The 20,682-nt window shown below is 52.2% G+C and carries 20 protein-coding genes; 18 read left to right on the top strand and 2 right to left on the bottom strand.

All coding sequences use genetic code 11. The features are described 5' to 3' along the window. The 15 genes from OXH16_19810 to OXH16_19740 all read left to right on the top strand — a co-directional run. Positions 1-720, top strand: a 720-nt coding sequence (locus tag OXH16_19810; protein MCY3683652.1) for a nucleoid-structuring protein H-NS, incomplete at its 5' end; no start/stop codon positions are given. A 13-nt stretch (positions 721-733) separates the two neighbouring features. After that, positions 734-1,939 (top strand): tryptophan synthase subunit beta, encoded by a 1,206-nt coding sequence (gene trpB, locus OXH16_19805; GenBank protein ID MCY3683651.1) that lies wholly within the window; start codon positions 734-736, stop codon positions 1,937-1,939. Beyond that, the gene (gene trpA, locus OXH16_19800; protein MCY3683650.1) at positions 1,936-2,739 is read left to right on the top strand and encodes a tryptophan synthase subunit alpha; all 804 of its coding nucleotides are present in this window, start codon (positions 1,936-1,938) and stop codon (positions 2,737-2,739) included. The genes trpB and trpA overlap by 4 nt, the downstream gene beginning before the upstream one ends. A gap of 3 nt (positions 2,740-2,742) precedes the next feature. Beyond that, positions 2,743-3,024 (top strand): chorismate mutase, encoded by a 282-nt coding sequence (gene pheA / locus OXH16_19795; protein MCY3683649.1) that lies wholly within the window; start codon positions 2,743-2,745, stop codon positions 3,022-3,024. Positions 3,025-3,037: 13 nt separating this feature from the next. Next, entirely contained in the window at positions 3,038-4,063 is a 1,026-nt protein-coding gene (locus OXH16_19790; protein ID MCY3683648.1) for a 3-deoxy-7-phosphoheptulonate synthase, read from the top strand. A 27-nt stretch (positions 4,064-4,090) separates the two neighbouring features. Further along, a complete protein-coding gene (locus tag OXH16_19785; protein ID MCY3683647.1) occupies positions 4,091-5,200 on the top strand; it encodes a prephenate dehydrogenase in 1,110 nt (369 codons plus the stop codon). A 10-nt stretch (positions 5,201-5,210) separates the two neighbouring features. After that, positions 5,211-5,882 carry a hypothetical protein gene (locus OXH16_19780; protein ID MCY3683646.1) on the top strand — a complete coding sequence of 224 codons (672 nt, stop codon included), beginning with the start codon at positions 5,211-5,213 and terminating at the stop codon, positions 5,880-5,882. Beyond that, positions 5,866-6,021, top strand: a complete 156-nt coding sequence (locus OXH16_19775; GenBank protein ID MCY3683645.1) for a hypothetical protein — start codon at positions 5,866-5,868, stop codon at positions 6,019-6,021. Before OXH16_19780 ends, OXH16_19775 begins: the two co-directional genes overlap by 17 nt. Continuing rightward, a complete protein-coding gene (gene aroE, locus OXH16_19770) occupies positions 6,021-6,899 on the top strand; it encodes a shikimate dehydrogenase (GenBank protein MCY3683644.1) in 879 nt (292 codons plus the stop codon). Before OXH16_19775 ends, aroE begins: the two co-directional genes overlap by 1 nt. Before the next feature lie 57 nt (positions 6,900-6,956). Continuing rightward, positions 6,957-7,718, top strand: a complete 762-nt coding sequence (gene ubiE / locus OXH16_19765; GenBank protein ID MCY3683643.1) for a bifunctional demethylmenaquinone methyltransferase/2-methoxy-6-polyprenyl-1,4-benzoquinol methylase UbiE — start codon at positions 6,957-6,959, stop codon at positions 7,716-7,718. Between the two features lies 1 nt (position 7,719). Continuing rightward, positions 7,720-8,184, top strand: coding sequence for a hypothetical protein (locus tag OXH16_19760; GenBank protein MCY3683642.1), 465 nt, complete (start codon positions 7,720-7,722; stop codon positions 8,182-8,184). Between the two features lie 43 nt (positions 8,185-8,227). After that, positions 8,228-9,934: an arginine--tRNA ligase gene (argS, locus tag OXH16_19755; protein ID MCY3683641.1), complete on the top strand. Its 1,707-nt coding sequence runs from the start codon at positions 8,228-8,230 to the stop codon at positions 9,932-9,934. Between the two features lie 22 nt (positions 9,935-9,956). Beyond that, complete coding sequence (locus OXH16_19750) at positions 9,957-10,505, top strand: shikimate kinase (protein ID MCY3683640.1); 549 nt, start codon at positions 9,957-9,959, stop codon at positions 10,503-10,505. 115 nt (positions 10,506-10,620) lie between these two features. Beyond that, positions 10,621-11,724, top strand: coding sequence for a 3-dehydroquinate synthase (aroB, locus tag OXH16_19745; protein MCY3683639.1), 1,104 nt, complete (start codon positions 10,621-10,623; stop codon positions 11,722-11,724). Between the two features lie 9 nt (positions 11,725-11,733). Then, a complete protein-coding gene (locus OXH16_19740) occupies positions 11,734-13,278 on the top strand; it encodes an amidophosphoribosyltransferase (GenBank protein ID MCY3683638.1) in 1,545 nt (514 codons plus the stop codon). A gap of 12 nt (positions 13,279-13,290) precedes the next feature. Here OXH16_19740 and OXH16_19735 read toward each other — a convergent pair whose 3' ends face one another. After that, complete coding sequence (locus tag OXH16_19735) at positions 13,291-15,366, bottom strand: amino acid permease (GenBank protein ID MCY3683637.1); 2,076 nt, start codon at positions 15,364-15,366, stop codon at positions 13,291-13,293. 4 nt (positions 15,367-15,370) lie between these two features. Continuing rightward, the gene (locus OXH16_19730; GenBank protein ID MCY3683636.1) at positions 15,371-16,615 is read right to left on the bottom strand and encodes a hypothetical protein; all 1,245 of its coding nucleotides are present in this window, start codon (positions 16,613-16,615) and stop codon (positions 15,371-15,373) included. A gap of 164 nt (positions 16,616-16,779) precedes the next feature. Between OXH16_19730 and OXH16_19725 the strand changes: the two genes are divergently transcribed. Genes OXH16_19725 through OXH16_19715 form a run of 3 tightly spaced genes read left to right on the top strand, consistent with a single transcriptional unit; the run spans position 16,780 to position 20,669 of the window. Beyond that, a complete protein-coding gene (locus OXH16_19725) occupies positions 16,780-17,829 on the top strand; it encodes a mannonate dehydratase (GenBank protein MCY3683635.1) in 1,050 nt (349 codons plus the stop codon). Positions 17,830-17,840: 11 nt separating this feature from the next. Next, on the top strand, positions 17,841-18,845 hold the full coding sequence (locus OXH16_19720) for a pyridoxal-phosphate dependent enzyme (protein MCY3683634.1): 1,005 nt from the start codon (positions 17,841-17,843) through the stop codon (positions 18,843-18,845). A gap of 12 nt (positions 18,846-18,857) precedes the next feature. Continuing rightward, positions 18,858-20,669 carry a hypothetical protein gene (locus tag OXH16_19715; protein ID MCY3683633.1) on the top strand — a complete coding sequence of 604 codons (1,812 nt, stop codon included), beginning with the start codon at positions 18,858-18,860 and terminating at the stop codon, positions 20,667-20,669. The last annotated feature ends 13 nt before the right edge of the window (positions 20,670-20,682 follow it).

Raw genomic sequence — 20,682 nt, 5'->3', positions numbered from 1 at the left:
GAAGCGACGGGGATGAAACTCGCAATTATGGCGGATGCGGGCAAGAGCGATTGGGCTGAAGATATTCTGCCATCCAGCGAGAGTGTGGTCGATATGGTGCGCGTGGCGTGTTATGTCGAGCAAATTCCCGAGACTGTTGAAATGTTGCTCGATGCCCACGAGAAGGGGTATGAAACGAGTTGTAATATTATGGCGATTTCGAGAGTGCAAGATGTCGAGATTGATCAGGCGTTAGAAGTGTTGATGCAAACCCCTGTGGGCACGATTTGCGTGGTAGATAGTTTTGGTGCGCTGTATCGCGAACAGGTCGATATGCTGGTGCGAAAATACATGGAAGCGACCAAGGGTTCGGGTAAAGAGGTGGGCATTCACGCGCACAATAACCAGCAACTGGCATTTGCCAATACTATTGAGGCTATTATTCTGGGAGCCAATCGGATTGACGCTACAGTGGATGGATTGGGTCGCGGTGCGGGCAATTGTCCCATGGAATTGTTGCTCGGTTTTTTGCGGAATCCCAAGTTTAAGATCCGTCCCGTCTATAAGTTGCTGGAAGATCATTTTGTCAAGTTGCGTAGCGAAATGACTTGGGGCCCTCTGGTTCCCTATAACATCACGGGCCAGCACAACCAGCATCCCCGCGAGGCAATGGCATTGCTCGATGGTGATGATCGCGATCAGTATCTGGCATTTTACGATCGCGTGGTTGGAGATATTTAAGGGGATATACAATATGGCTGTAAATGCGAGTGATTTGCCCGATGCGCGCGGGCATTTTGGGCCTTATGGTGGGCAGTATGTGCCCGAGACGCTTATGGCGCTGTTGGAAGACCTGGAGGCGGCTTATTGGCAGGCAAAGCGCGATCCCGAGTTTTGGGCTGAACTGGATCGATATCTGGGCGAGTACGTCGGGCGGCCCACGCCGCTTTATTTTGCCGAGCGGTTGACAGAAGAACTCGGCGGGCCTAAAATTTATCTCAAGCGCGAGGATCTCGCCCATACGGGGGCGCATAAAATCAATCACGCTATGGGACAGATTTTGCTCGCCAACCGAATGGGCAAAACGCGGATTATTGCCGAGACTGGTGCTGGGCAACACGGCGTGGCAACGGCAACTGTGGCGGCGATGTTTGGTCTCAAATGCGAAATTTACATGGGTGTTGAAGATATGGAACGGCAAGCGCTCAATGTGTTCCGCATGCGACTCCTGGGTGCGAAAGTTACGGGTGTCCATTCGGGTAGCAAAACCCTGAAGGATGCGATCAACGAGGCCATCCGCGATTGGGTGACCAATGTGGAGGATACGTTTTACATTTTTGGTTCGGTTTTGGGACCGCACCCGTATCCGATGATCGTGCGCGATTTTCAGCGGGTTATTGGCGTTGAAGCTCGCGCTCAAATTTTGGAGAGAGAAGGCCGATTGCCCGATGTACTCGTCGCCTGTGTGGGCGGGGGTAGCAATTCTATCGGGTTGTTTCACGCTTTTTTAGATGATGCCGATGTGCAGATGATCGGTGTGGAGGCCGGCGGGCACGGTATCGAGTCTGGCGAGCACGCTGCGCGGTTTAATGGTGGCGATTTGGGGGTTTTGCACGGTGCGCGCATTTATGTGTTGCAAGATGATGATGGGCAAATCGCATTGACGCATTCGGTGTCGGCTGGTCTCGATTATTCGGGCGTGGGGCCAGAGCATTGTTATTTGCGAGATATGGCGCGTACGGCTTATACGTATGCGACGGATGAGGAAGCGCTCAGTGCTTTTGAGTTGCTCAGTCATACCGAAGGGATTATTCCCGCACTGGAGAGTTCACACGCTATTGCCCATGTTTGCAAGTTGGCACCCGAGATGAGTCGAGATCAGATTGTGGTGGTCAATTTATCGGGACGCGGGGACAAAGATGTGCAGCAAGCGGCGCGGTTTATCGAAGGAGTGAGATGATGCGGATTGGACAGCGGTTTGAAGATTTGAGAAAAGTGGGGAGGACGGGATTTGTCGCGTATATTACTGCGGGCGATCCGGACTTAAATACCACGCATCAGGTGGTGTTGGAACTGGATCGGCGAGGTGTGGATGTCCTGGAACTGGGTGTTCCCTTTTCAGATCCTCTGGCCGATGGTCCCGTGATTCAGGAGGCGTCGCAACGCGCTTTGGCCGCTGGTGCAACGCTCGAGGGCGTGTTGTCTATGGTTGCAGATGTGCGGACTGAGACCGAAATACCCATTGTGCTGTTTACGTATTATAATCCGATTCATCGCTACGGTGTGGAGCGCTTTGTAAAACGCGCCGCAGATGTGGGGGTGGATGGTGTTCTGATGCTGGATCTGCCTCCGGAAGAGGGCAGCGATTACAAGGCACAGATGGATGTGCATGGGCTGGATACGATTTTTCTCGTGACACCGACTACACGCGATGATCGGATGAGGCTGATTGCATCGCATACGAGGGGTTTTGTCTATTATGTGTCGCGTACCGGGGTGACGGGAGAGCGCGATTCTCTGGCCGATGAAATTCAAAACAAGGTGTCTGCGATATGCCAGTACACAGATATGCCCATTGCCGTTGGATTTGGTATTTCAACGCCCGAGCATGTGTCGGAAATTGCGCGGTATGCCGATGCGGTTGTGGTTGGTAGTGCGATTGTGCGTCGTATTGGCGAGTACCAGGGCGATGCCGGTCTGGTTTCAAAGGTGGGTGCTTTTGTCGGGTCTTTGATCGGCCCTTTGAGAGAAGGTGTGTAGGTTATGGAGAAGGATCTGGATTTCTGGCGCGAGAAAATCGATGCTTTAGATGATCAGATTCTCGAGTTGCTCAATGAGCGTGCCCGGTATGCGCTGTCTGTGGGAAAAATTAAGCGTGCCGAGGGTTTGCCCTTGCATGCCCCTGAACGAGAAACCCTGATTCTCAACCGCATTCGCGAGTTGAATGGCGGTCCTTTGAGTCACGAAGCAGCGCAACGCATTTTTAGACAGATTATCGATGAGTCACTGCGGTTGGAAGAAGATCACTCAGATTCAGAGTCTTAAAAAAGGTACTATTATGAGTTTCAAACAGATTCAGCCCATTCCCAGTGCAGAAAAAATCCAGGATGTTTTGCCGCTACCCGATGATTTGAAGGCTAAGAAAGAAGAACGCGATGCCGAGATTCGGGCTATTTTTGAGCGCAAGAGCGATAAGTTTTTGTTGGTTATTGGTCCGTGCTCGGCTCACAATGTCGATGCGGTGTGCGAATATGTGAATCGCCTGGCGCGGCTCCAAGAGCAGGTGATGGACAAGCTGGTGCTCGTGCCGCGGATTTATACCAATAAGCCGCGCACGACTGGCGAAGGGTATAAGGGCATGGCCCATCAGCCCGACCCTGAAGGTATGCCCGATATGGTTGTTGGGATTAAGACCATTCGGCAGATGCAGATTCGCGCTTTTCGCGAGTCGCATTTGACGGCGGCGGATGAGATGCTCTATCCTTCGAATTTGCCTTATGTGGAGGATTTGCTGAGTTATATTGCCGTGGGGGCGCGGTCTGTTGAAAATCAGAATCATCGCCTGACTATTAGCGGCGTCGATGTGCCTGCGGGGATGAAAAATCCAACGGGTGGCGATCTGGATGTGATGTTCAATGCCATTTATGCCGCGCAAATTCCGCATGTATTTTTTCACAATGGCTGGGAGGTCGGCACGTCGGGCAATCCGCTGACGCATGCGGTGTTGCGCGGGATGTCGTATAATGGGCGAAGCATACCCAATTATCACTACGAAGATTTGATGCATGTTGCCGAGGAATATCTGGCGCGCAAGTTGGGCAATCCGACGATTATTGTGGATACCAATCACAATAATTCAGATAAAACGTTTTCCGAACAGCCGCGCATTGGTCTGGAGGTGATGCGCAGCCGCCGCCATTCCGCGCTGCTTCACAATGTGGTGCGTGGGTTGATGGTGGAGAGTTATCTGGAAGAGGGCGCGCAAAAACCCGAAGAGGGGATATTTGGGAAATCCATCACTGACCCGTGCTTGGGGTGGGAAGATACGGAAGTGTTTGTGAAGGACCTGGCGGGTCTGGTTTAGTATTTTATATCGTATCAGGTTATTTGTATGAACGATCCTCCGTTTACAGATGCCGCGATTGCCATTGTGGGTGTGGGGTTGATTGGTGGGTCGCTGGGGTTGGCGTTTAAGCGACTGGGAATTGGGCGCGAGATTATTGGTATTAGTCGCGCAGAGACCCTGCGAGAAGCCCATGCGCTTGATGTGATCGACAGTGGCTATGAATACGACGCGATGGACAATGGCGTAAAGCGGTCAGATCTGGTATTTTTGTGTTCGCCCATTGTGCGTATTCTGGAGCAGTTGCCTGCGGTTGTGCGAGCGGCCTCGCCGGGTTGTATTATTACAGATGTGGGTAGCACAAAGGGCGCGATTGTCGCCTGTGCAGAACGGGTTGCGCGTGAAGATGTACATTTTGTGGGCGGGCATCCTATGGCGGGGTCAGAAAAGAGCGGCGTGGGCGCAGCCGATCCTTTTTTGTTTGAAAACGCGCTTTATGTGCTTACGCCCGCAAGCGGTGTTTCCGACGAAATTGTGGATGCGCTTGCAGCACTGGTGCAATGCATTGGTGCGCGTTCTATGCGTATGGAGGCCGAAACCCATGATCGGGTCGCTGCGACGGTGAGTCATTTGCCGCAGATGATGGCTACCACGCTCGTGGGATTGGTGGGCAGGCTCAATGAGGCCGATGGCCTTCCCTTGCAAATGGCAGCGGGTGGGTTCCGCGATTTGACGCGTATTGCCTCCAGTCCGTTTGCGATGTGGCGGGATATTTGTCAGACGAATGCCGGTCCTATTCGCGAGATGATCGATGCGTATCTCGACGCGCTTGTGGCGATACGAGATAAGGTGGATCGGGAAGCGTTATCAGAAGATTTTGATTATGCCAATCGCATTCGCGGGGAGATTCCCAGAGATTCCAAGGGGTTTTTGCATCCGCTTCACGAAATTTTGCTGGTGGTAGAAGACAAACCCGGTGTGATTGCCGATGTTGCCTCGCGTTTATCTGCTGAAGGAATTAATATTGAAGATATCGAGGTGTTGAAGGTACGCGAAGGCGAAGGGGGGACGATTCGGATGGGGTTTGGGCAGGAGGAGGAAGCCGACCGGTCTGTCGGTATTTTGCGAGATGCGGGTTACCAAGTGCGGTTGCGTTAGAGGGGTAAGTATGTATGAGGTAAAGGAAGCGCGTGGGCTTATTGGAGAATGCGATGTGCCGGGGGATCCCGAGACCACGCTTTATTTGCTCGGTGCTGCGGCGATGTTATCGCAGTCGGATTTGACCCTTCACTGCGTGGGTGATGATTGGAAGACCCGCCGCGCATTGGATTTGTTGCGGCGGTTGAATGCACAATTGGATATTCAGGTGACGCGATCAAAGTCAAAAGTGACGCGTACGGTTAAAGTTCAGGGGTCTGAATTGCGGCGCACGCGCATAGGGGGCGAGCAGACCGATCTATTTATTTGTGAAGTGCCTTTTCTCGCTGTGATGGGTACGCAAGCCGCGGGCGAAACGGTTATTCGAGATGGTGAGGGCTTGCGCCAGGGAGAGGTTGACCGCCTATCACTGACGATTCAAAATTTGCGTCAAATGGGGGCTAAGGTAGGCGAAATGCCCGATGGCCTGGTGGTGCAAGGACCTGTGCGCCTTGAGGGCATAGAGGTCGATGCTGGCGGCGATGCCCTCACGGGATTGGCCTTTGCTCTGGCGGGATTGGTAGCCGCGGGCGAAACTCGGGTGTCAAATACGGGCGATATGTGCCGAGATTTTGCCGGGTTATTCGATTGTTTATCTACTGTTGTTCAACCAAAAGAGGGAAAATATGAAGATACTTTTTAAGCTCGCGCTATTTGCGATTTTGATGATCCTGGGCGGTGTGGCATTTATACGCTATACATACAACTGCTCGTGGAAGGAGAGTTTTGATATTGCTGACGAGTTTGTAAATGATTTGCTGGATGGCAGTCGAAGGTCTTGATGAATATTCGCGCAACAAGTCAGGTGCTGGGCGTTATTGGCGACCCGGTGGCTCATTCGTTTTCTCCCGATATGCACAATGCTGCAATCGCCGCATTAGATGTGGATTATTGTTATGTGGCTTTTCACGTGTTGCCCGACCGCGTGGGCGAGGCGATGAAGGGGTTGCGCGGGCTGAATATGCGCGGGTTAAATGTGACTATTCCGCACAAGCTGGCGGTGATGGAACACCTGGACCGCATTTCAGAAGAAGCACTGGCCGTGGGTGCGGTCAATACTATTTCGCGCGAAGACGATGAACTGGTCGGATACAATACGGATGTCTATGGCGTCTTGACGGCATTGCGCGATATTGCGGGGATTGTGACATTTCCCGCGCATTGCGTGGTGCTCGGCGCAGGTGGGGCGGCCCGCGCTGTGACGTATGCGCTGGGGACGCAAGATGGGGTGCAGCGGGTGACGATTTTGAATCGCACGGTCGGGCGAGCCGAGGCTCTGGCGGTGGATATGGAAAAAATAACTGGTACAAAAATGGATGTGGGTGCGCTGGATGCCGATGCGCAATGCAGGGCGTTTGCCGATGCGGGCGTGGTTGTGAATACCACTTCGCTGGGGATGTATCCCGAGGTCAATGCCTCGCCCCTTGCCGATGTGCGCGCTGTCCATCCGGATCTGGTGCTTTACGATACGGTGTTCAATCCGCTGGATACGCAGTTGATGCGCGCGTTTCAATCGGTTGGAGCACCGGCCTTTGGGGGGCTGGATATGCTGGTTTTTCAAGGGGCGCGGTCTTTTGCGATCTGGACAGGTGTTGAGCCACCGACTGATGTGATGAAAGATGTTGTTGTCAAACGGGTGGGGAATTCAATTAAGAATTAGGAATTAAGAATTAAGAATTGTCCCCGCCGCCCAAAACCACTGCGAGCTTTGACGTTGATGAAATGTGAACACAGGCATAGCCCTGAAGCCCCTGCGGGTATCGCGCGCGATGTGTTGCCCGAACCAGAAGCCAAGCGCGCTTTTGTGCGACAGATGTTTGACGGGATTGCCCGTAGATACGATTTGCTCAACCACCTGTTGAGTCTGGGCATTGATATTTTGTGGCGAAAAAAGACGATTGACCGATTGCAACCCGAGCCTAAGTGGCGAATTTTGGATCTGGCTACGGGCACGGGTGATTTAGGGTTTGAATGCGGCAAGCGCGCTGGCGATATTCAGGTGATCGGCGTCGATCCTTCGGTGCCAATGTTGCGTGAGGGTATAAAAAAAAATGAGTCGCGAGCAAATCCGGTCGCATTTCTGTGTGGCGATGGGGAGTGTCTTCCCTTTGGTGAGGGGATATTTGACGGCGTGACAATCGGATTTGGCATTCGCAATGTGGCCGAGTTGGAAACGGCCCTGAGCGAGATGTGCCGCGTGCTCAAGGTGGGTGGGCGCGTGGCTGTGCTGGAGTTTTCAAGGCCGCGAACCCCTGTGTTCCGCGGCCTTTATAATTTTTATTTTCAGCGTATTTTGCCCCGTATTGGGCACATGGTTTCTCGCGATCCGAATGCCTACCGCTATTTGTATGAATCTGTGATGCGTTTTCCCGAAGGTGATGATTTTTGCAGGCGGTTATTCGATGCGGGATTTGTCGATATACAGGCGGTTCGGTTGAGTTTTGGGATTGCAACCATTTATCTGGCGTCGAAATCGTAACATGTCTTTGACACTTATAAAAATCGTGTTAATTCTCGCTCCCGTTTTATTGGGCGCGTCTATTGTAGCCTATTGGCGACTGCGGCGTCATGTGTCCAGTGCACAGGAGCCTGTGGTGGTTTTTTTGCAGAAGCGATGGGATGTGCTTTTGATTGTGACGGGGGGTATTGTGCTGTTTCGGGGGGCTGCGATCTCAGATGGCGTGGGATTTGTGCCGCAATTGTTCGGTTTTTTGCTTTCTATCGAGTTTTTTTATATCGCGTATGCTACCATTCGCGTGACCATGAGCACGCGCGGATTGCTGATGGGCATGCGCTACATGCCCTGGCAGCGTTTTTCGAGATATGTGTGGCGCACAGAGCGCGATTTGGAACTCATTGCTCAACGAAAGAGCTATCGGTTTCGCGTGCCTGTGCAAGTGAAGGCCGATGTACAGAAAATTCTGGATTTGGATATTTTGAAATAGGAGAGGGCTGGGGAAGAGGTCCTTGAGATATTGGAGGTATTTTGTGGTCAATCCGTTTGTCGAAGAAATTGCATTGCAGGTGTCAAAAGCAACTGAGATGTCTTGTGGTGATGTGAAGGAACTGATTGAGACACCGCCAAAACCCGAGATGGGCGATTATGCTTTCCCGTGTTTTACGTTGGCCAAAATTTTTCGCAAAGCACCCCATCTGATTGCCGAAGAACTATCTGCACAAATTGCGACGGGTAATCGAATTTCAGAGGTGCGTCCAGCAGGTCCCTATCTCAATTTTTTTGTGCCAAAGACCAATTTGGTTGGCGAAACTCTCTCTGCAATTCTCGAACAGGGTGAGGATTACGGGTGCGGGGATCACGGTGCGGGAAAGACGGTTGTGATCGATTTTTCGCATCCCAATATTGCCAAGCCATTTGGCATTCACCATCTGCGGTCAACGGTGATTGGCAATGCCTTGCGAAATATTTATCGGGCTTTGGGCTATGAAGTGGTTGGGATAAATCATCTGGGCGATTGGGGGTCTCAGTTTGCGAAATTGATTCTGGCGTGGAATTACTGGGGTGAGGGCGAATTGACGGCGGATATTACCATCCAGAAGTTGTTGGAACTCTATGTTCGCATTAATGAGGAGATTGAAGACAATCCCAAACTCGAACAAGAAGCCCGCGATTGGTTTCGCCGCCTCGAAGATGGCGATGAAGAAGCCGTGCGGATGTGGCAGGTGTGCGTGGATGTGAGTTTTAAGGAGTTTGATCGCGTTTACGATATGCTGGGTATTGGGTTTGAGTCGATTGCTGGCGAGAGTTTTTATCAGGATAAGATGCCCGCGACATTGGACCGATTGCGAGCAAAGGGGTTGCTGACCGAGAGTGAAGGCGCGACTATTGTGGATTTGGAAAAATGGGATATGCCGCCTTTGATTGCATTGCGTAGCGACGATGCGACATTGTACGGTACGCGCGATTTGGCCGCGCTGGAGTATCGGTGGGAAACATATCGCTTTGAAAAATTGCTCTATGTGGTGGATGTGGCGCAATCGCTGTATTTTCGACAGTTGTTTCAGGTGTTGGAATTGATGGAATACGATTGGCGAGAAAAATGCGCGCATGTGCAATTTGGGCGACTGCGATTCAAAGATGGTAGTGGAGCCTCAACGCGCAGGGGCAATGTGGTTTTTTTGGAAGATGTGCTGAATCGCGCGATTGAGTTGACGCGAAAAATTATTGCCGATAAGAATCCCGATTTGCCCAATAGTGATCAGATTGCACGAGATGTGGGCATTGGTGCGATTATTTTTGCGGATCTGGATTCCAAACGGACGCGCGATATTGTGTTTGATTGGGACGAGGTTTTAAATTTCAACGGCGAAACCGGTCCCTATTTGCAATATACCCACGCGCGATATTGCAGTGTGTTGCGGCGTTATGACGGCACTTTGCCGCCGCGGGATATCGATTTCGCGTTGTTAAATGAGCCAGAAGCCATTGAGGTCGTCAAATGTCTTGCGCGATTTCCAGGGCAGATTCAAAAGGCTGCGGACGAATACGAACCTTCTGTCGTGACAACGCTTATGATTGAATTGTGTACGGTCGCCAATCGGTTTTACAATGCCCATCAGGTTATTTCTAAACAGGCGGATTTGACGGCTGCCCGCGTTGCTCTGGTCTATGCGATTAAGACGGTGCTGACATCGGGCCTAACTTTGCTGGGGATGAAAACACCAGAACAGATGTGATACCGTATAGTGGAAGAGCACTGTGTTTGATTTACCTGATAAACCCATATTTCTCACCGGTTTTATGGCTACTGGGAAAACCAGAGTTGGGCGTATTTTGGCCGGGTGGTTGAAGCGGACCTTTGTCGATACAGATGAATTGCTGGTCGATGCTGCTGGGAAAACTATTCCCGAGATTTTTGAACAAGATGGTGAAACCGCGTTTCGCCAGTTGGAACACCAGGCAGTTATCGTGGCATCGAAGATGGACAATGTGGTCGTGTCGCTCGGCGGTGGTGCGATCACGCAGGAGCGAAATTGGGAGGTTATTCGCAAATCCGGCGTGTGTCTTTGTTTTCGCGCTTCTGTCGATACGATTTTTGAACGGGTCAGTCGCAAGCGCGATGAGAGACCCTTGCTGGCCGGGCTGGACGATGAGGGTTTGAAAAACAAAATTGAGGTGATGATGGCAGAGCGAGAGCGTTTTTATGCGCGTGCAGATGCGTTTGCAACCTCGACAAATGATCGCTCGCCCGAAGATACAGCAGAGACAGCTTTGCTCGAATTACAGCGCGTTCTGGATCAGGATTGACAAGATTTTCAGGATACCACAGGATACCCCACACCCCAGTTTTTGGGTGGTGGAGTATGGGTATCCTGAACATCCTTAACATCCTTAAATCCTTACATCCTGATTGGGATTGATAATGGAAACGGTGACGGTTGATTTAGATGATCGAAGTTACGATATTTTAATCGGTCGCGATTGTTTGCGCGATTTGGGCGATTTGTATGCGGAACGCGGGTTGGGAGAAACAGCGGCGATTGTGACCAATCCGACAGTTGCCGCGCTCTATCTCGATGCGGTTCAACAGAGTCTCGTGCGTGCCGGTGTGAAGGTTGTGGTCGTCACTGTGCCCGATGGCGAGCAATACAAGACGCTTGAGACGGCCTCGCAGATCTACGGCAATTTGATCTCTGCGGGATTGGATCGCAAATCCTGTGTTGTGACATTGGGCGGTGGTGTGGTCGGCGATATGGCTGGTTTTGTCGCTGCGACGTATTTGAGGGGGGTTGATTTTGTGCAGGTGCCCACGACGCTGGAAGCGCAGGTCGATGCCAGTGTGGGGGGTAAAACAGCTGTGGATCACGTTTTGGGAAAGAACATGATCGGCGCTTTTCACCAGCCGCAGATGGTGTTGATCGATACGGCGACACTCGATACTTTACCCGGGCGCGAAGTGCGGGCGGGTATGGCAGAGGTGATCAAGCACGGGATTATACGCGATCCCGGTCTGGTGGCGTTTTTGGAAGATCACATTGAGGGCGCGGCAAGTTTAAGCTTGCCTGCGGATCAGATCAATTGGCTCGTCGCTCAACAGTGTCGCATCAAGGCGGGTGTTGTGGCTGCCGATGAAACCGAGAAGGGCTTGCGCGAAGTTTTGAATTACGGCCATACGGTGGGACACGCGCTGGAAGTGGTGACGCATTACGATTATTACAAACACGGCGAGGCGGTGTGTTTGGGGATGCTGGCCGCGGGGTATATCGCTGTGGAAAAGGGGATGTGGTCGCGGGATGCGTTTGAGCGGCAAAATGCGCTTATTGCCCGCCTGGGCATTCCCAAAGGCGTGCCTGATTTGAAGGTCGCTGAGGTGTTGGCGCGGATGGCAAGCGATAAGAAAGCGCGGGACGGTGTCATCCGCTTTGTGTTGCCGGAGCGGATCGGGAAAATTGTGCCGCGAGATGATGTGACGCGCGAAGAAATCATTGCGGGAATTCAATATATGCAGAATCTGGCGTTGGGATAGGAGATTTTTATGAGCGAAGATATTGGCCACGAATGCGGCGTGGCAGCCCTTTACTGGCTCAGGAAAAACGGCGATGCCGATGGTTTTGAAAATGTTGCAGCACTTATGCCGAGTATGTTGCTCGACCTTCAAAACAGGGGGCAACTCGCCGCGGGGTATTGCTCCTATCACCCCAATCGCGATCACCTTTTGCGTACTTTTAAAGATCTGGGCGGCGTTACCGAAGCTTTTCGCATGTCGCATCCAGGCAAATTCCAGTCTATTATCAACCAATATGCGGGAATTGCTGCGATTGGACATACGCGCTATGCCACGAGTGGCGAAGACGATGTGCGATATGCACAGCCTTTTGAGCGACAGCACGGGCGTATTTGGAAGTGGTTTAGTCTGGCTTTTAATGGGAATCTGGCCAATTACACGCTGTTGCGCGAACGCCTGTTGTCCAAGCAGGGGTATCACTTTACCCTCAATATCGATACCGAAATCATCATGCATACGCTGGCGTATCGGTTGAAGGGTGAAAATCCACCCGATTTGGCCGATGTAATGCGTTCGCTTTCCCGCGATTTTGACGGTGCTTATAATATCGCATTTCTCGATGCCTCGGGGCGCATGTTCGTCTCGCGCGATCCGCTCGGTTTGCATCCCATGTGCTGGGGGGTGAAAGGCCGTCTCTTTGCCGCTGCCAATGAATCAACGGCTCTTTCCAATCTCGGTTTTAGCGATATCAAATGGCTCAAACCTGGAGAAATGGTGATTGTCGAGAATGGCGATTTGCGCGTTGCGCGTTATACGGAACCGAAAAAAACGGCCCGCTGCTTTTTTGAATGGGTTTATTTTTCCAATGTTGCCAGTGAAATTGACGGCCTCAGTGTTTATACTTCTCGCGCTGAGGCCGGTCGTATTTTGGCCGAGAAAGAAAACCAGAAGATCGACGATTCGTGTGTGGTTGTGCCCGTTCCCGATACGGCCAAAGCAGCGGCCGATGCCTATGCCCACCACCTGAAGATGCCCTGTATGGAAGGGGTGATCCGCAATCGCTATGTGGGGCGCACGTTTATTCAGCCCAAAACCACCCGCTCGCAGAGTGCTAAAAGCAAGTACACGTCATTGGCTTCTGTTTTATCGGGCAAGCGCGTTTTTCTCGTGGAAGATTCTATTGTGCGCTCTCTCACGCTTCGCACCCTTGCCCATCAGGTGCGAGATATTGGTGGCGCGACCGAGGTACATGTGCGCGTGGCCTGTCCGCCCATTGTTGCGCCGTGTTTTTACGGCATTGATATGACGACTTTGGACGAACTCTTTGCTCCCGAACACGTTCCGGTGCGATACCGCGGTATGCCCAGCGCACAAACGCTAAAGAAAATGGCTATCGATCTCGATGTCGATAGCTTGAGGTACCTCGATGTTCCCGATCTGGGGTCCAGCATTGGGTGTGAAACAGATACCCTGTGTTTGGGATGTGTCACGGGCAAATATCCCACAACATGGGGCAATCGCCTCATTCGCGAGGCTCGCAAACACCCCGAGACTGTTGGCCGTCTCTACGGGTGATCGTGGCGAGACTCACCGCTCGCCAAATCGCGCTTCGAGATTGCGCAATCCTTTATTATTTCCCAAAATTGTCAATCGATCATCTTCTCGTAGCACGGTATCTCCGCGAGGGATTACCATGCGCCCGCCGCGGCGCAACATTGCCACGAGACAGCCTTCTGGAAAATCCGTCTCGCGCAGCGCACGGCCAATGAGGTCGGCGGTTGCGTGATCGCGATGCAATGTCAATAATAAAAAGGCTTCGTCGCGCAACAGGACTTCTTTTAACTCGACTTCATCGCTGGCAGAGTGCCATTCGCGCAAGAAGTTTTCATCGTCTGCACGCCGCGCAATTTGTGCCAGAATACGCAGGTGCTGTGAGGGGTCGTGCTCTGGGCTGAATAAGAAAAAGAGCGCGGTTAGCTGCGTTTCTACCTCGTGCCCGGTCAGTGAATCTGTAAACTGGATGTGAATGCCCGGCAGTGATCGCACGAGGACCATTTCGCAGTGTTCAATTCCATCAATCCGCAGATGTGGCAATCCCACGCCGTGCGTCACGGGTGTTGCGCCAATATGTGTGCGGTCCAGCAATTGTTTTTCGATTTCATCGATGGTATGCGGCACCCGACCCGCGAGCCAGTCCGCTACCTGCCGCACGACCTCCTCAAATTCGGCCGGACGATCCAGATCGATGACCAGACTTCGTGCGGCGATCTCTTCGAAGGGGTCTTCGTCGCGCAATCCCTTTTCTTTCAATATGCCCCGCAGTTCGGCATCCAGTCCGGTGTATCGCTTTTGTCCCCAGCGTTCAAACATGTGATAAATCGCACCATCGCGGGTGACTTTGTCTCGGGCAAATTTAAAGTACCAGATCGTTCCCAGGAGGATCAACGCGACAGAAAATAGGGATGGTAACCAGCCCATCTGGACAATTAACACACACGAAGATACTATGCCGAATAACTGCATCCACGGATATAGCGGCGAATGATATCCCGAGTCGTAGGAGTCCAACCCGCTTTCGCGCATGACAATTACAGCCAGGCACAACAGCGCGAACATCAATAATTGAAACGCACTGGCCAATTTTGCAATTTTGGTTGGATCGAGAAAGATGAGAATTAAAACAATTACGCCCGTGGTCACCAATACTCCTTGAACGGGTGCGCCTTTTGCATTCAAATGCTGAAAAAGGCTCGGCATCATGTGGTCGCGGCTCATTGCCAGAGGGTAGCGAGAAGACGAAAGCATTCCTGCATTGGCGACCGATGTAAAGGCGAGGAGGGCTGCCAGGGAGATGATTATCGCGCCCCAGTCGCCAAATACGGCTTTGGCTGCTGAGGCGGCGGGGGTCAAATCTCCAACCAGTTGTTCGAGCGGCAATACACCGACCATGACGCCCGTGCCGAGCGCATATACCAGAACTGCTGTGATCAATGATAAGATGACGCCCAGAGGCAAATTGCGCTCGGGATGTTTTATTTCTTCAGATAAACTCGCGACTTTTGTCACGCCGATATAACTGATATAGACCAGCCCTGCTGTGGATAAAATTGTGTGGGTATCTACCTCGAATATGGCGGGCAATCGCGCGCGTTCAATATTGGGTACGCCCCCTCCGATAAATATCCCCAGGATCATCAACAAACCCAGCACCAGTGCTATCTGAAAACCACCGCTTTTCTCTGTGCCCAGCAGGTTCAATATACCCAGGGCAATGGCAATGGTGACAGCTACTGGAATTATTGGTAACTCGGGTACATAAAGCGCGATATACGCCCCCATGCCCACGAGCGCGAATGATACTTTTAATACGAGTGCCAGCCAGGTGCCAATGCCTCCAAGCGTGCCCATCCACGGTCCGAGTGACCGGTCCAGAAAATAATACACGCCACCTGCACGGGGCATGGCAGTTGCCAGTTCAATAACGCTGAACATCGCCGGTACGAGTGGAACAGCGGCGACAATATAGGCCAGCACAATGGCCGCACCCGCCTGTTCAGCAGCCAGTCCCGGCAATAAAAAGAATCCCGCGCTCAGAGTAGCACCCGTTGAGATTGCATAAACACCGAGTAAACCGATTTCTTTTTTTAGTTTTGTGGTTCTCATACTTTTATGTGCTTTCTATCTCGACTCTGACATTTCGGCCTTCGGGCGTAAAAGCTACCAGTGTTATATCGCCATCTCGATAATATGTGCCATCCCGAAAGGCCGCTTTTGTCAACGCGGGTGTCAGGGGGTTGCCGTTTATTTTTACGCCTGCAACTGTTATTTCGCGCAATCGCAATGTGAATTCGGGCACCTGTACGGGCAAATTGAGTGTTATTATTTGGTCTTCTATCTTTATATCAGCCATTTCGCGCGCGATTGCATAGTTGGTAATTTCACTGCATTTGCGCCATTGCGATTTCTCGCCATTGGGGTCGCGTTCTTTGAGCCGCCGCACAATGGTCTGAAATGCCCGAAATCCGCGGCGGTCCTCATTGTGTATTCCGTAAAATCCCTGCCAATGGCTGATCATCACGGCAGGGTCGCCCGCGTCGATGACTTCGGGCAAACGCCCACCCTGAAGATCCGATGTGATGTAATAATCTACATCTACTTCGCCATATCCGGTCCACGATCCCGTGCGATCACCTGTCGCTGCGATCACTTCACCCATTGCTTCGCCGCGTTCGGGTTTGGGATACCACACCGGGCAATCTACCGGACCGCTGGACGATACGCGCTTAAACAGGTAGGGTGTTGGATTGCCCGTTACGCTCCGCACGGCGTTTTCCGCACATTTTGCATAGAAGTCTATTGGATTGCCAAATCCTCCCGGGCTTGTGACGCCGGCAGGTGTTAATCCCACATTGTGCAAGATCTCACACGCCAGCGCGATATAATTTGTCACCCGCTCTTCTTCGTCGGTCGGTAGATTGTTCCATCCCCATTGTTCCCACAAGTTTGGATCAACAGGTTGCAATGTTTCCAGATCTACCACAAAGGTGTGTGTGATCATTTCCGGGGTGATGTCGTAGTTGGGCATAATCAGTTCTCGACACATCGCCAACCAGCTTTCCTGCTGTGCTTTGGAGAACAAGGGGAGTCCGTGATCTACTCGCCCAAGCGCGGCGGGACACGGTACCACGCTGAATTTGCCCTTTACGTCGTGTTCCAGACAGAATTCGGCAAAGTCGCGGGTGAACGATTCTGGATGTACTACGGGCACATCTTCCCAGCGATAATCCGTGCCATCTACAGCCTGGCGGTCTCGCATAAAAAAATAGTTCAGATTTACCAGTACGGTTGAGTCATCAAAAATGATCGATATCGGCACGCGATCCAGGGCGTGTCTGTTGATTTCAACGCGCATAAAATGCTCCAGTTTTTAAGGGTGGGCTTGAGGAGTGAGAAGATACCACAATTTTACACGTCTCACAATCCCCAATCATGTTGCTATCCAGAAATTCTTGCATTATCATGACGAATTGTGTACAACTGCGTAGCAGTTCATCAAAAATTACAGGAGACTTAAATATGGCAGCCGAAATGTATGCAGGCGCAGAATGGGATCCGGAGAATCCGCGCATGCACATTGGTACACAGCGTTTTTCCACGTCGGATGAGCATCTCGAATTTCTCGCGCGGTGTGGCGTTACAAATATGGCGCTCAACGATGCCAGAGAAATTACGCCAGATCCGAGTCGCGGGTGGACAGTGGAAGAGATTGTAGAAAAACAAGAAAAAGCCGCAAAACACGGTATTACTGTGGAGATGGTGGCATTGCCGGTGCAACACCTGAATGTCGATGGCAGTTTTGTGCCCGAGTTTATGCGAGGCAATAGGAAAGACGGGGAAAAGGAAATCGAGATCGCCTGCGATATGGTGCGCGCTGCCGCAGATGCGGGTATTCCCGCGCTGAAGTATTTTCTGTGCGAGATGGAAAATCAACGCACGGAAAGCGTTCCGCTGGGGCGGGGGGACGTGCGCTATTCCACATGGGATTTGTCTAAGGCAGATGCAGATGCGCCGCGGTATGATGAACCGGTTACGGCGGAACAGAATTGGGAAAATATTACGTTCTTTTTGGAGCGCATTATTCCCGTTGCCACCGAATGCAAAGTGCGTATGGCCTGTCACCCGTGCGACCCCTGGTTGCCGCCGGGTTACAAAGGTGTTGATCGCGTGCTGGGTGGATACGATGGGTTCAAGGGGTTTATCGATATTTGCCCAAGTCCTTATCACGGCCTCAATCTGTGCCTCGGTTGTATGGCAGAGAGCGTTGTGGATCCGCGAAATGAGGTGGCCGATATTATCCGCTATTTTGGGCAGCGAAAAAAAATTCACCTCATCCACTTCCGCAATATCACGGGTGGACGCAACAAGTTTCAGGAGGTTTATCCCGATGAGGGCGATATGAATATGTTTGTGCTGATGAAAGCGCTCAAGGAAGTGGGTTATCCGCACATGATTGTTCCCGATCACGCGCCCGGACACGAAGCACAAGGGCATTTCGAACAGGCATTTGCCTTTCAATTTGGCTTTATCAAAGCGCTGCTTCAGGCGGTTGAGTTAGATACAGAATAGGAGTGATACCCTTGAGCTATTCGATTCGAGAGGTTCGAGAGGCGTTGGGGACGTGTAGCCGATTGTCGCTTGCCGATTTGCCCACGCCGTTGATGGATTGCCCGAGGTTGGCAGAGAAGTTGGGTGGCCCGCGCATTCTGGTCAAGCGCGAGGATCAGACGGGGTTGGCGTTTGGGGGGAATAAGGTGCGCGAGTTTGAGTATTCCGTCGCACCCGCTGTGGATGAAGGGTATGATGTGTTGCTTCACGGCGCCGCGTCGCAGTCGAACCAATCGCGGTTGACCGCAGCGGTTGCGGCGAGGTTGGGTCTAAAGGCGGTGATGGTTGGGCGCAAGGATGACCATGCAGATCCCGTGAATGGCAATTTGCTGCTCACGCATCTGTTTGGCGCAGAGGTGCATTTGATCGAGAGCGAGCAGGAGAAGGTAGCTGTTATCGAGAAGTTAAAGGCCGATGGACACAGGGTCTATAACACGAGTTCGGACGGGTATTATTATCGCAGCGTGTCTTATGTGGATGGGTTTTTGGAATTGTGGGAGCAGATGCAGGCAATGGATGTGATGCCCGATGCGATTTATGTGTGTGCGGGCGTGCATACGCATACCGGGCTTGTCGTTGGTGCAAAAGCACTGGGTGTTGATGTGCGGATTATTGGCATAAGTCCAAGTCCACAGGACGATGAAAAAAAGAATGTGCAACTCGCCGAGGTGGCAAATGAGGTGTGTAAAATTTTGAATTTGGATCTGAGTTTTACGGCAGATGATTTTGAGAGTTATGGCAAATACGCGGGACCGGCTTATGGGGTCCTGACGGCCGGAGCGCGCGAGGCCGTCTTGTTGGCCGCGCAAACCGAAGGGTTATTGCTCGATCCCGTTTATGCGGGCAAAACTTATGGTGCGATGATTGAGCATATCCGCGAGGGATGGTATCGCAGAGATCAGACGGTTGTGTTTGTGCATACGGGTGGGACACCTGCGCTATTTGCTTATGGCAATGAGTTGCTGACATCGTATTAAGAAGGGATTTGAATGATGCAATCTGGATCTGAAGACGGTAGTCAAAGAGTACTTTACGAACCCGATGAGCAGCCTCCAAATACTATTACTTTCGCCCTTGGGTTTCAGGCTGCGCTGCTTTGTATAGCGGGCATTGTGATCACGCCTGTCATCGTGGTGAGGGCCGCGGGCGGGGGCGAGCCTTTTTTGTCGTGGGCGGTTTTTGCCGCGCTGATGGTCAGCGGGATAACGACGATATTACAGGCTGTACGCGTTTGGCGCATTGGTGCTGGTTACGTGCTTCTTATGGGTACTTCTGGCGCGTTTATCGCGGTTTGTGTGACGGCACTTGCCGAGGGTGGGCCAGCGATGCTCGCAACTCTGGTCATTATTTCGTCGTTGTTCCAATTCGCGCTCTCGACGCGGCTCTCATTGTTGCGGCGAATCATTACGCCAACCGTGGCTGGAACGGTGATCATGCTGATCGCGGTGACCGTGATGCCGATTGTCTTTGATATGTTGGGGGATGTGCCCGAGGGAACGCCGGTAGAGGCCGCGCCTGTGTGTGCGGTCGTGACGCTGATCTTTGTGGTGGTGCTCGCGCTGCGGGTTTCGGGGATGTGGCGTCTTTGGGTGCCGATCATCGGAATCGTTGTGGGATGTGTTGTCGCCTCATTTTTTGGGCTGTACGATATTCAGCGCGTTATCGAAGCTCCCTGGATAGGGTTTCCCGAAGCGGGCGGTTGGCCGGGTTTGGATCTCAGCTTTGGCCCCGTTTTCTGGTCGCTCCTGCCCGCCTTCATATTTGTGACTCTGGTCGGTGCGATCGAAACAATTGGCGATTCTATCGCTATCCAGAAGGTTTCGTGGCGTATGCCACGGGCGTCCGATTTTCGCGTAGTACAGGGCGCAGTTACCGCAGATGGCGTGGGCAATCTGCTTTCTGGTATTGCAGGAACTGTTCCCAATACGACCTATTCGTCCAGTGTTTCGCTCACAGAACTCACCGGCGTTGCCGCACGCGGCGTCGGCGTGTGTATTGGCATTGTATTTGTGGTGGCGTCCTTTCTACCCAAGGTGGCGGCACTCCTTTTGGCTATCCCCAATCCCGTGGTTGGGGCTTATGTGATCGTGTTGCTGGCACTGCTTTTTGTCGTGGGTATGCGGATCATCGTGCAGGATGGTGTGGATTATCGCAAGGCGCTGATTGCGGGGACCGCATTCTGGATTGGCGTAGGCTTCCAGAATCAGGCGATTTTTGCGGACTATCTCGGCGAGTGGTGGGGGGCACTGCTCGGCAATGGCATGACGTCCGGTGGCCTTACGGCGATTTTTCTGACGTTGTTTATGGAGTTGACAGCCCCGCGCCGGCAGCGCCTGGAGGCCGCACTCGCTGTCGAGGCTTTGCCAGAGATTGTGGCGTTTCTCGATAAATTCGCCTCGCGCAGAGGTTGGAATGCCGAGATGACAAATCGGCTGTGTTTGTCTGCCGAAGAAACCCTTCTGATTCTCATTCAGCAAGGAGAGGGCGAACAAGCGAAGAAACGCCTGCTTCTGATTGTTCGCAGCGATGGAAACAATGGCGCGGAACTCGAGTTTATCGCTTCGACTGGTGAGGGGAATATTGAAGACCGCCTGGCCTATCTCAGAGAACATACAGACGAGATGCCAGTAGAGCATGAGATCTCGTTGCGCTTGCTTCAGCATTTCGCGTCGTCTGTGCGCCATCAGCAATATCACGATGCGGATATTGTAACGGTTCGCGTTGAGGCTCCGGTGGGGGATAGAAGGAAGGAAGAAGGCGGCGAATCAACGAATCAACGAATCAACGAATCAGCGAATTAGCAAATCAACGAAT

Source organism: Gemmatimonadota bacterium (assembly GCA_026705765.1).
Lineage (GTDB): Bacteria > Latescibacterota > UBA2968 > UBA2968 > UBA2968 > VXRD01.
The sequence above is the reverse complement of the archived record's forward strand: the minus strand, read 5'-3'. Positions and strand labels throughout refer to the sequence as shown.

Excerpts from the sequence above, each read along its gene's own strand:
- trpB (MCY3683651.1), top strand. The coding sequence starts at position 734 with ATGGCTGTAAATGCGAGTGATTTGCCCGATGCGCGCGGGCATTTTGGG.
- trpA (MCY3683650.1), top strand. The coding sequence starts at position 1,936 with ATGATGCGGATTGGACAGCGGTTTGAAGATTTGAGAAAAGTGGGGAGG.
- pheA (MCY3683649.1), top strand. The coding sequence starts at position 2,743 with ATGGAGAAGGATCTGGATTTCTGGCGCGAGAAAATCGATGCTTTAGAT.
- OXH16_19790 (MCY3683648.1), top strand. The coding sequence starts at position 3,038 with ATGAGTTTCAAACAGATTCAGCCCATTCCCAGTGCAGAAAAAATCCAG.
- OXH16_19785 (MCY3683647.1), top strand. The coding sequence starts at position 4,091 with ATGAACGATCCTCCGTTTACAGATGCCGCGATTGCCATTGTGGGTGTG.
- OXH16_19780 (MCY3683646.1), top strand. The coding sequence starts at position 5,211 with ATGTATGAGGTAAAGGAAGCGCGTGGGCTTATTGGAGAATGCGATGTG.
- OXH16_19775 (MCY3683645.1), top strand. The coding sequence starts at position 5,866 with ATGAAGATACTTTTTAAGCTCGCGCTATTTGCGATTTTGATGATCCTG.
- aroE (MCY3683644.1), top strand. The coding sequence starts at position 6,021 with ATGAATATTCGCGCAACAAGTCAGGTGCTGGGCGTTATTGGCGACCCG.
- ubiE (MCY3683643.1), top strand. The coding sequence starts at position 6,957 with ATGAAATGTGAACACAGGCATAGCCCTGAAGCCCCTGCGGGTATCGCG.
- OXH16_19760 (MCY3683642.1), top strand. The coding sequence starts at position 7,720 with ATGTCTTTGACACTTATAAAAATCGTGTTAATTCTCGCTCCCGTTTTA.
- aroB (MCY3683639.1), top strand. The coding sequence starts at position 10,621 with ATGGAAACGGTGACGGTTGATTTAGATGATCGAAGTTACGATATTTTA.
- OXH16_19740 (MCY3683638.1), top strand. The coding sequence starts at position 11,734 with ATGAGCGAAGATATTGGCCACGAATGCGGCGTGGCAGCCCTTTACTGG.
- OXH16_19735 (MCY3683637.1), bottom strand. The coding sequence starts at position 15,366 with ATGAGAACCACAAAACTAAAAAAAGAAATCGGTTTACTCGGTGTTTAT.
- OXH16_19730 (MCY3683636.1), bottom strand. The coding sequence starts at position 16,615 with ATGCGCGTTGAAATCAACAGACACGCCCTGGATCGCGTGCCGATATCG.
- OXH16_19725 (MCY3683635.1), top strand. The coding sequence starts at position 16,780 with ATGGCAGCCGAAATGTATGCAGGCGCAGAATGGGATCCGGAGAATCCG.
- OXH16_19715 (MCY3683633.1), top strand. The coding sequence starts at position 18,858 with ATGATGCAATCTGGATCTGAAGACGGTAGTCAAAGAGTACTTTACGAA.